We start from the raw sequence: 9,516 nt of genomic DNA, 5'->3' as shown, positions 1-9,516 counted from the left end.
ACACAGGCTAAACCCAAAAGCAGTTACCAATTAAAAAACTTGAATTCCGGTTAATTAAATAGAACCTGAGTAGTTACATTCAATTTAATCCTTGGTAGGAAACTGAAATGGACGGTACCCCCGACTTCCGACTTCGGTCTTCCGTCCTGTTGGTAATTGAATGCTGGTTAATTGACAAAGTAGCGTATATCCATATAATAACCTCTGCCTTACACCAAGAAATCAAGGTTTTTATATTTTGGTTTGGGGTATTTGTAGAATCCCTCACCGGATTTTTCACCGAGTTTTCCTGCGTCGACGTAGGTTTTCAGCAGGGCGGCAAAAGCTTGGGAAGCTTTGTCAGGCTGGTTTTTGGTGACATGCCAAGCGGTCTCCAATCCGATGGTATCCAAGATTCCAAATGGTCCTGCTGGCATGTTGAAGTTAACCATCCAAGACTTATCAATGTCCTCAATCGAGGCGATGTCGTTTACCAAAAGCTTTCCTGCCGCGCCTATAAATGACATCAGCATGGTATTGAATAAGTACCCGTTATTTTCCTTTTTGACCAAAACGGGAACCTGTTCCAAGGACCTGCCAAAATCCATCAGCAAAGGAATCAGTGCGGGGTCTGTGCCCGGATGAGGCATGATGTCTACAACTTTTGCGGTAAATACATCATGGAAATGCAGGGCACAAAACATGGAGGGACGGCCTGAAACTTCCGCAAACATAGAAGGCAACAGGTAGGAGGTATTGGTGGTAAAAATGGTTTTTTCAGAAGCGATTTCTCCAAAGAGTTTCCACACTTCGGTCTTGACACTCACTTCTTCCAAAACACTTTCATTGATAATATCTGCCTCATGGACAGCGACTTTTGGATCTTTGGTGAAAGTGATCTTTTCGATGGCCATCAAACCTGATTCGGATTCCAAGCCACTTGCTTTGGCAAGCTTGGTGACTATCGTTTCCATCACTTCTTTTGCGCTTTTCAGGGCTTTGAGATTGATGTCATAAAGGGAAACCTCATATCCTGACAGGGCTGCCTGAAGGGCAACACGGGTTCCCAATGTACCTGCACCTAGAACACAAACTTTTTTGATTTTCATAGTTTAAATTTTATTGGTTTGGATACTGTTCATCGCTTTTTTTCCACAGGCATCTACTACATGGATCAATGCAGAAAACCTTGGATCTTGGGCAAAGCCCATTGTAAATCTTTTATAAATCTGTTGGGCAATTACAGCAACTTTGAATAAACCATAGGTATAATAAAAAATCATATTTTCCAAATTGAGGGGGCTTTTGGAGGCATAATAGTCAATGGCTTCCGCCCTGGTAAAATTGCCTTTCATGTAGCTCAGGTTAAACATTTTGAGGATATCCGAGTCTCCCGGTTCCGCCCAATAGGCCAAAGAGGTGCCAAAATCCATCAGAGGATCTCCGACTGTCGCCATCTCCCAATCCAAAACAGCTTTGATGGTAGGGTCCTGAGGACTGGCCAAGACGAGGTTGTCAAACTTGTAATCATTATGGATGAATCCGATATTCTCGTTTTTAGGGAGATTTGATTTGAGCCAATCACTGACTGCTTCCAATTCCTTCAGTTGGTCCGTTTTTGCATTGAAATACCGCTCTGACCAACCCAAAACCTGTCTTTCCACATAGCCTTCCGGTTTTCCCAATTGGGACAAACCTGATTGTTCAAGCTCTAGGTGATGAAGTTCCAATAATCCATCTATCGTGTTTTTGGATAGTTTTTGGAAATAGTCCTTTCCGAGCGTCAACCCCTCGGGGATTTTATTCCTGAGAATCAGACCATCTACTTTTTCCATGATGAAAAAAGGTGCCCCGATGACCTTTTCGTCCTCACAGCATAATATGGGTTTTGGGGTTTTGTCATATCCGGCTTTCTCCAGCGCCTCCAAAATCCGGAATTCCCGGACCATGTCATGGGCTTTGCTGATTTTCATACCCAAAGGCGGCCTTCTCAGGACATATTGCCCATCAGGAGAATTGATCAAAAAAGTAAGGTTGGAATACCCTCCCTTAAATTGGGAGATCACCGTACTTTGTCGATCGAGGTTCAGTTTTGCTTCCAAAAAAGGAAAGAGGTTTTCGAGACCTTGGGGTTCCTTGTTCATTCTTGGGAATTATTATAGTGGATATCCGCTTCTTTGCCGGTAGGCCAATACTCTTCTACAAACTGGTCGGATGACCGATGACGGATGACCGATGCACCGGAAATTTTTGTTTCCAGCCATGATTTATAATGGATAATCAATTTACTGGCATCACTTCGTTTATACATGATAGTTTTTTAGGATTCTTTTGGCCAAAACTGATTTATGTACCTCATCCGGCCCGTCGTAAATCCTTGCCCCGCGCTCATGTCTGTACCAAAATGAAAGCAAAGTGTCATCGGTAATTCCCAATGCCCCATGTACCTGAATGGCTTTGTCCAAGGTAGTCATCAGGACATCAGAGACAAAAAACTTGATTGTAGAAATGTCCTCTTTGGCGGCTTTCGCCCCTTCCTGCTCGATCTTGTGGGCAGTCATCATAACGAGGAGTCGCGAGGCTTTGATATCAGCGGCGGCTTCGGCAATCCAATTTTGGATGGTTTGCTGGTTGGCAAGAGGTTTGCCGGGATCCAACTGTCTGGACAAAGCCCGCCTGCACATCATTTCCAAAGCCCGCTCACAGATTCCGATCCAACGCATGCAGTGGTGGATTCTGCCCGGCCCCAATCTTTCCTGTGCTAGGGCAAAACCTTGCCCTTCTTCCCCGATCAGGTTGGAAATCGGAACCCTGCAATCGGTAAACATCACTTCCCCATGAGACATGTAATCTTCGCCGACATCACCCATGATGGGGATATTTCGGAGCAATTTGTAGCCGGGATTATCCAAAGGAACCAATATCATGCTTGCCCTCAGGTAAGGATTGGGGTTAGTCGGATCGGTCACTGCCATGACGATGGTAAAATCCGCCCCATCTGCTGCAGTGGTAAACCACTTGTGGCCGTTGATGACATATTGATCACCTTCTCTGACAGCAGTGGTCGAAAGATGAACAGGATTGCTGCCGGGATTATTGGGTTCGGTCATGGCGAAGCAGCTCCGGATTTCACCCCTTTGAAGCGGAACAAGGAATTTTTCCTTTAGCGCTTTGCTGGCAAAGCGGTGCATCAGTTCCATATTCCCGATATCGGGAGCATTGCAATTGAATATGTAATGTCCAAGGGGGCTTTTTCCCAACACCTCAGAAATACTTGCAAATTCTGTCAGGTCGAGGCCCAAACCTCCGTCTTCTTTGGATAGGTGAGGGGCAAAGAGTCCTTCCTTTTTTGCCAGTTCCCTCAAGGATTTCAACTTCGGCAAAACTGCCCTGAAAGAACCATAAACAGCTTCCTGCTCCAAAGGATGGACATGGGTTTGGATAAAACTCTCGTACCGATATACCAAGTCCTGCACCTCCTTGGAGGCAAATATTTTATTGAATTCCATAAGGTTGAAGATTAAATGGTAAAACCTCCGTCGGCTGTCAAGGTAGCGCCGGTGGTGTAGGAAGAGGCTTTGGATGCCAAAAAGAGCGCCATGGCACCGATTTCCTCACTTGTTCCCACCCGTTTGATAGGGAGGGCTTTCATCATGTGTTCCATGATTTTTTCATTGCTCCAAAGTGCCTCTGAAAATTTGGTTTGGATCAATCCCGGGCAGATGGTATTGACGCGGATTTTATGGTCGCCCCATTCTTTGGCATATACTTTTGAAAGGGAAATCAAGGCGGCCTTGCTGACACTGTAGATTCCCAATCCTTGTTCGGGCGATATGCCACCGATCGAACTGATGTTGATCACTGCCGCGCCGGAGGAAGCCCGCAGGTAAGGAAAACATAGATTCATCAGGTGAAATGGAGCTTTGACATTGACATCCATGATCTTGTCAAAAGCCTCGGGAGTCGTATTGTGAACCGGTCCAAAAACAGGGTTTACCGCAGCATTGTTGACCAAAATATCGATTTGTCCGTATTTTTCGATGGTCTGCTTGACCAGGCTGTCCAACTCTTCCATGCGGCCTACATTGCAGGCAATGGCAGAAACTTCATAGCCTTTTTCTCTTAGTTGGGTGGCCATTTCATCCAATGCTTCCTGCTTTCTGCTGCTGATTACCACTTTGGCCCCTGCAGCAGCAAAAATCTCTGCGATTCCGAAACCTATACCTTTGCTGGCACCTGTGATGATGGCCACTTTGTTTGCCAATGAAAATAATGCAGATAAATCCATAATTGTTATTTGGGTTGTTATATAGGTTACAAGATAAAAATTAAAGCATTTAATGGCTATTCGGATAAGAAAAATATTATGCATACCGAGTATTTTTTATAACTTCATTTTTGAATTCAGATAAAAAACGCTTTTGGTTATCCGCTTCTTTGACGGTAACCGGTTGTTTTTCTTCAAGCTGGACGGAAGACAGAAGACAGAAGTCGGAAGTACCGGGCATTTCGGTCGGTGGACCAGATTTAATATTAATCCAATCTAGTGGCATCTTTGCGTACAAACATAAAAACTCAATTTAACAGAATAATGAAACAAGTAATTTTCACCCAAACAGGCCTTCCTTCAGCAGTGTTACAGCTTGAGGAAGCCCCCATGCCACAGCCAAAACCGCATGAAGTCAGGATCAAAGTAACTGCACGCAACATCAATCCATCGGACATCATGTTTGTAAGGGGTATGTATGGCATCACACCCAAACTACCAAGCAGCGCAGGATTCGAAGCAGCCGGAGTCGTAGATGCATCCGATGAAAGCAACTCAATTCCCGTAGGTACAAGGGTGATTTTTACCGCTATCGGAACCTGGAAAGAATATGTTTGTATTCCTGCAGCAATGGTCATCCCTACACCGCAGGGAATGACAGATGAGGTAGCCTGTCAGGCATTTGTCAACCCTTTGACAGCATATGGGATGATTGAAACGAGTGGACTGAAAGAAGGAGATTGGTTGTTGATCACTGCGGGGGCTTCTGCTTTTGGCAAATTGGCCATCCAAATGGCGCATCAAAAAGGCATCAAAGTCGCCTGCACAGTCCGTAGGGATGACCAAAAGGAAATGCTACAATCCATTGGTGCGGACCTTGTCATCAATACTGAGAAGGAAAAACTTCAAAAGGTAATTGCCGAACAAACAGGAGAAGGAGTATCCGTTGTATTTGATGCAGTAGGAGGGATTCTCGGTGCCAAAGCCATCGCAAGCCTAAAAACGGGTGGAAAAATGATGGTTTTTGGATTGCTGAGTCTGGAAAATATTCCTTTGAATTCCGGCTTGTTGATCTTCAAAAACCTGAAAGTTGAAGGTTTTTGGTTGACCACTTATATGGAAAGCCTGAGCGCCGAACAAAGAAAAACGGTATTCAAGACTGTGTTTACTTATCTGCTTTCCAATAAAGTGAAGGTAGATGTGCAGGATTCCTTTCCTTTGGAGCAATTCAGGGAAGCATTGGAAGCCTACGAAAAAGGTGGAAGAAACGGAAAAGTATTGTTGGTTTCCAAATAAAAAAAAGGAGAGAAGATTCTCTCCTTTATGCTTTTTTCTGATGATGCTTGATCCTCTGTCATTCTGAGTCCCCAACATTTAAAAAAATGTTCAGAAAAGGAAATGACGGTTGTTTCGTCATCTTGAATCCGAGGTACGAGGATGAAAGATCTCTGAATAAGGAGACACTTCACTACGTTCAGTGTGACGACCAAGATATCCACGTCATTGGTAGTCTTAAACACTTTGCTAATATTCAGAATGGGGAATGAGGGTTGGCGTTACGTCATCCTGAAGGAGGTACAGCCTGTCCCAATTTTTCGGGAAGGATGAAAGATCTCAGAAAAAAGAGACCCTTCGCTTCACTCAGGGTGACGACTAAGATATTCACGTCACCCTGAACCGCAGCCTGCGAATCCCGACAGCTGTATGGGAGAAGATTCTCTTTGATGAGACACTTCTCTACGTTCAGTGTGACGACCAAGATATCCACGTCATTGGTAGTCTTAAACACTTTGCTAATATTCAGAATGGGGAATGAGGGTTGGCGTTACGTCATCCTGAAGGAGGTACAGCCTGTCCCAATTTTTCGGGAAGGATGAAAGATCTCAGAAAAAAGAGACCCTTCGCTACACTCAGAGTGACTTAAGATTATGTCAATGGTAGCGAAGAGTCTGACCAATTTAAATGATGAGATGCTTCTCCTCCGCAAGCTCCGGTTCAGCATGACGCAACACCAACCGTCATACCTACTGCGAAGGTGACGAATTCACTAAAACAAACTCCCCTGTACCGGTTGTACTTTTTGAGCCTGAAAAGTTCCTTTGAGCATGTCTTGTAGCAGTCGGTTGAAAGAAGGTTTCCAGGTTTCCAGGTTGATTTTGGCATCTTTTCCTTCGAATCCAACCGGACCCAACAGCCTCTCGTATCCTACCAACATGGCCCAAATCGTGTAGAAAGTGGCCTCGGGCTGTAACTCCGGCCTGATGCTGCCATCCTTAATTCCATGTACGACCATTTGGGTCCCGATTTTGCCACAATCATGGTGGACTTCAAGCAGCTTCTGAAAATGCTCACTTGCCAAAACCAAAGGATCGATATTTGACTTCAGCTTTTCATCGTTGTATAGCTGTACCAATCCCATAAAATTCAAAATGGCTTCATAAAACATACGGTTGTTTTTCGCAAACTTGAAGTAATTGTTTGAAAGTTCTACCAGCATGTCAAGCCCGTTTTTGCCTTTGATTTTGATGATATCGCGGAATACGTCTTTCAGTTCATCAAAGGCTTTTTTGGTAACCGCCATGTACAGGTCTTCTTTGTTTTTATAATAAAAATAGGTGAGTCCTTTGCTTATTTTGGATGTCTTGGCCACATCTTCCATTTTGGTAGCATGATAACCTTTCTCTATAAAAAGCCTGATTGAAGCCTCTAATATCAATTTTTCTTTCTGTTGTCTTTCCTGTACTCCCATAATTGAAATTATTCGAATGAAGTTCAAATATATTAAACGCGAGTCAGAAAATTACAGATTATTTTGATGCTGATAAGCAAATGACTAATTGTCAATACATTTGATAAAAATCTGCCATTGTTCCTTATTAAGGATAACACTGATTTCAGTAACAAGAGTATGCAGGCACTCCCTGAAATATTCGCTATAAAAATTCTTTATACCCAAATAAGAAACCGCAAATGTTTCCCTCAAATCATCCATTTCTTTGTCCAATTCTGATGCTGTAAGGAAGCCTTGCTCAAACTTTTGGATCAATTCCAGTCTTTCAGCTTCACTTTCTCCTAGCAAAACCTCGATTTCAGCGATATAGGACAAGCCCACCGCATACCTGCAAACTGCAAAGGTGTTGCTTGCCTCATTGATTTTGATTTTTTGGAGAATCCCGGGATTTAAGGCATTGGCACAGGCAAACAAGGTAAGATCCTCATCTTCAAGGTTTTCAAGGTCAGCCATTCTGATCCCATATACCCCGTCCATTCCCTCATTTTCAATCGAAAATGCCTGAGTTTTGGTACCTCCCTGAATGGAGAAGATAAAGAATCCTTCGTGAATCTTGTCTACAACCCTGTCGATATCTGCTGTAGTGGCTTCAGGAACTTGGGGATCTTCTTCAATGCAGGATGATAAAATGCCTGAAAAAATAAATAGAGATAGAAATAAAAAAAGGGAAGAAATTCGCATAGTTCAATAACCTGTGTAATTCAAAGGTATAAAAAATACGCTTAAAAAGGCAGGATTAACCTGAATCCACTTTAATAATCCATCACAAGTGAATTAAATTATGGAAGGAAGAAGATTAAAAAATTTACTCCTAATCGTTGATTTCCGTGATTGGCTCCAACTAACTTGAATCATCTTTTTAAAAATAGTTGGTCGATGGAGTTCTATTTAAAATATCAAACAACAGCGAGTAATCGATTTAAGACCTATTACAATTAGATTTTAGTCTAGAAAGAAGGACTATATTTTTTATAGGTTTTCGAATGAATGCACATACCAAAATTTACCATAAAGATTTTCTTGGGGTTTCATGAAATCCAACAATCAATTTTACAGCTACTTTTTTCTAAGCAAAAAAAGCAGCCAAAAAAGCCAAGACGGGCAACCGCACAATCTAGCTATTAAAACTCCCGTTTTAATCCCTTATCCACGCAGAATTCCTGTGCCGGCCTCCCGAAGCTTCAGGATCATTCCTCCCCACCTCGAACATAAGGAGTTCAGTTATTCAGTAGATAAATTCCGAACTTGCCGGGGAGGTGCAACAAGGTGAATCCACCTAATATTTTTTATGTTTTTTTTAATAAAAATCCATTCTCCTTGAAATAATAAATTGATTTTTTGCAATCTTGAGGTAGGGTAAAGCAACCCTGTTGATTCGTACAATGCATACTTCCAATCGAAAGCACTCAAAAAGTCATCCAAAGTAAAGTAAATGTAAGAACCGGATGTTGAGCTGTTTGGAGGCCACAATTAAGATTTTGAGCAATTCATCATTTTATTTTAATCGCTGAAATTCAACAGTTTTTAAAAAAACATCGAATATGAGCCAATATGCGCTGATTACAGGGGCTAGGCTAGGTTTGGGTAAGGCCTTCGCCATAGAATTGTCTAAAAGAAAAATCAATACCATACTCGTAAGCCGGCCAAATAACGGGTTGAGTGTCTTTTGTGAGGAATTGAAGGAAAAATACAAGGTAGACTGCAGGTATTATGAAACGGACTTGTCGGTATATACAAATGTAATTGATCTGGCGACTTGGATAAACCTTCATTTTGATATCATGATATTGATAAATAATGTAGGAACGGGAGGTACCAAAAACATGACCGATGCTCCTTTAGCATATATCAATAAGATTTTGAACCTGAATATTGTAACTACCTCGGTGCTTACCAGCCTGCTTTTGCCAAACCTGCTGAGGCAACCTAAAGGATATATCCTGAATGTTTCAAGTTTGGCGGCCTATCTCCCTATCGGTTTTAAAACCGTCTATCCTGCATCAAAATCATTTATATACTCATTTTCAAGAGGACTTAACCAAGAGTTGAAAGATACCAACGTCTCTGTAAGTGTAGTCTGTCCCGGCCCTATAAAAACTAATGGAGACGTGATAAAAAGAGTTGAAAAAGGTCTTTTTGGTAAGTTTATGATTTTAGAACCTGAGGTAATCGCTAAGAAAAGTATTCGTCAGTTATTTGAAAAGAAAGCTGAAATCATAGTGAACCCTCTGGTTTGGCTCCTCATAAAGATTTTGCCTACCTGGATCAAAACTCCCTTGATGACCAAGATAGCAAAGAAAGAAATAAGCTGATCTGCTTAAAACAAATCTTGAAATGGAACTGCAAATACCCATGAAAAAACAAATCAGGTTCGAGAATAGTCAGGTAAGATCATTTTAACCTTACCTAACCATCTCGATTGATCTTAACATAAAATTAAATGTATGTACACAATTATGCCAGTAGATTGGATATCCAT

10 protein-coding genes are annotated in these 9,516 nt (G+C 42.2%); 2 read left to right on the top strand and 8 right to left on the bottom strand.

The window, feature by feature from the left end; genetic code table 11:
- Positions 1-209 precede the first annotated feature (209 nt).
- From MMU07_RS14650 to MMU07_RS14630, 5 genes are read right to left on the bottom strand one after another with little or no spacing between them, the layout of a single operon-like run.
- Entirely contained in the window at positions 210-1,088 is an 879-nt protein-coding gene (locus tag MMU07_RS14650) for a 3-hydroxyacyl-CoA dehydrogenase (RefSeq protein ID WP_241126624.1), read from the bottom strand.
- A gap of 3 nt (positions 1,089-1,091) precedes the next feature.
- The gene (locus MMU07_RS14645; protein ID WP_241126623.1) at positions 1,092-2,123 is read right to left on the bottom strand and encodes a phosphotransferase family protein; all 1,032 of its coding nucleotides are present in this window, start codon (positions 2,121-2,123) and stop codon (positions 1,092-1,094) included.
- Positions 2,120-2,290, bottom strand: a complete 171-nt coding sequence (locus tag MMU07_RS14640) for a hypothetical protein (protein ID WP_241126622.1) — start codon at positions 2,288-2,290, stop codon at positions 2,120-2,122. The genes MMU07_RS14645 and MMU07_RS14640 overlap by 4 nt, the downstream gene beginning before the upstream one ends.
- Positions 2,283-3,488 carry an acyl-CoA dehydrogenase family protein gene (locus MMU07_RS14635; protein WP_241126621.1) on the bottom strand — a complete coding sequence of 402 codons (1,206 nt, stop codon included), beginning with the start codon at positions 3,486-3,488 and terminating at the stop codon, positions 2,283-2,285. Before MMU07_RS14635 ends, MMU07_RS14640 begins: the two co-directional genes overlap by 8 nt.
- 11 nt (positions 3,489-3,499) lie before the next feature.
- Positions 3,500-4,267 carry an SDR family NAD(P)-dependent oxidoreductase gene (locus tag MMU07_RS14630; protein WP_241126620.1) on the bottom strand — a complete coding sequence of 256 codons (768 nt, stop codon included), beginning with the start codon at positions 4,265-4,267 and terminating at the stop codon, positions 3,500-3,502.
- 303 nt (positions 4,268-4,570) lie between these two features.
- On the opposite strand from MMU07_RS14630, the gene MMU07_RS14625 reads away from it, so the two are divergent.
- Positions 4,571-5,542, top strand: coding sequence for a zinc-dependent alcohol dehydrogenase family protein (locus MMU07_RS14625; RefSeq protein WP_241126619.1), 972 nt, complete (start codon positions 4,571-4,573; stop codon positions 5,540-5,542).
- Positions 5,543-5,807: 265 nt separating this feature from the next.
- Here MMU07_RS14625 and MMU07_RS14620 read toward each other — a convergent pair whose 3' ends face one another.
- From MMU07_RS14620 to MMU07_RS14610, 3 genes are all read right to left on the bottom strand, one after another.
- A complete protein-coding gene (locus MMU07_RS14620) occupies positions 5,808-6,035 on the bottom strand; it encodes a hypothetical protein (protein ID WP_241126618.1) in 228 nt (75 codons plus the stop codon).
- A gap of 258 nt (positions 6,036-6,293) precedes the next feature.
- Positions 6,294-6,995: a TetR/AcrR family transcriptional regulator gene (locus MMU07_RS14615; RefSeq protein WP_241126617.1), complete on the bottom strand. Its 702-nt coding sequence runs from the start codon at positions 6,993-6,995 to the stop codon at positions 6,294-6,296.
- 84 nt (positions 6,996-7,079) lie between these two features.
- Positions 7,080-7,718 (bottom strand): hypothetical protein, encoded by a 639-nt coding sequence (locus MMU07_RS14610; protein ID WP_241126616.1) that lies wholly within the window; start codon positions 7,716-7,718, stop codon positions 7,080-7,082.
- A gap of 860 nt (positions 7,719-8,578) precedes the next feature.
- On the opposite strand from MMU07_RS14610, the gene MMU07_RS14605 reads away from it, so the two are divergent.
- On the top strand, positions 8,579-9,349 hold the full coding sequence (locus MMU07_RS14605; RefSeq protein WP_241126615.1) for an SDR family NAD(P)-dependent oxidoreductase: 771 nt from the start codon (positions 8,579-8,581) through the stop codon (positions 9,347-9,349).
- Positions 9,350-9,516 lie beyond the last annotated feature (167 nt).

The sequence above is a fragment of the Cognataquiflexum nitidum genome (assembly GCF_022538055.1).
In the GTDB taxonomy this organism is placed as follows: Bacteria; Bacteroidota; Bacteroidia; order Cytophagales; family Cyclobacteriaceae; genus Cognataquiflexum; species Cognataquiflexum nitidum.
The sequence above is the reverse complement of the archived record's forward strand: the minus strand, read 5'-3'. Positions and strand labels throughout refer to the sequence as shown.

Coding starts and splice junctions, on each gene's coding strand:
- MMU07_RS14610 (WP_241126616.1), bottom strand. CDS start 7,718: ATGCGAATTTCTTCCCTTTTTTTATTTCTATCTCTATTTATTTTTTCA.
- MMU07_RS14605 (WP_241126615.1), top strand. CDS start 8,579: ATGAGCCAATATGCGCTGATTACAGGGGCTAGGCTAGGTTTGGGTAAG.
- MMU07_RS14625 (WP_241126619.1), top strand. CDS start 4,571: ATGAAACAAGTAATTTTCACCCAAACAGGCCTTCCTTCAGCAGTGTTA.
- MMU07_RS14645 (WP_241126623.1), bottom strand. CDS start 2,123: ATGAACAAGGAACCCCAAGGTCTCGAAAACCTCTTTCCTTTTTTGGAA.
- MMU07_RS14640 (WP_241126622.1), bottom strand. CDS start 2,290: ATGTATAAACGAAGTGATGCCAGTAAATTGATTATCCATTATAAATCA.
- MMU07_RS14615 (WP_241126617.1), bottom strand. CDS start 6,995: ATGGGAGTACAGGAAAGACAACAGAAAGAAAAATTGATATTAGAGGCT.
- MMU07_RS14650 (WP_241126624.1), bottom strand. CDS start 1,088: ATGAAAATCAAAAAAGTTTGTGTTCTAGGTGCAGGTACATTGGGAACC.
- MMU07_RS14635 (WP_241126621.1), bottom strand. CDS start 3,488: ATGGAATTCAATAAAATATTTGCCTCCAAGGAGGTGCAGGACTTGGTA.
- MMU07_RS14630 (WP_241126620.1), bottom strand. CDS start 4,267: ATGGATTTATCTGCATTATTTTCATTGGCAAACAAAGTGGCCATCATC.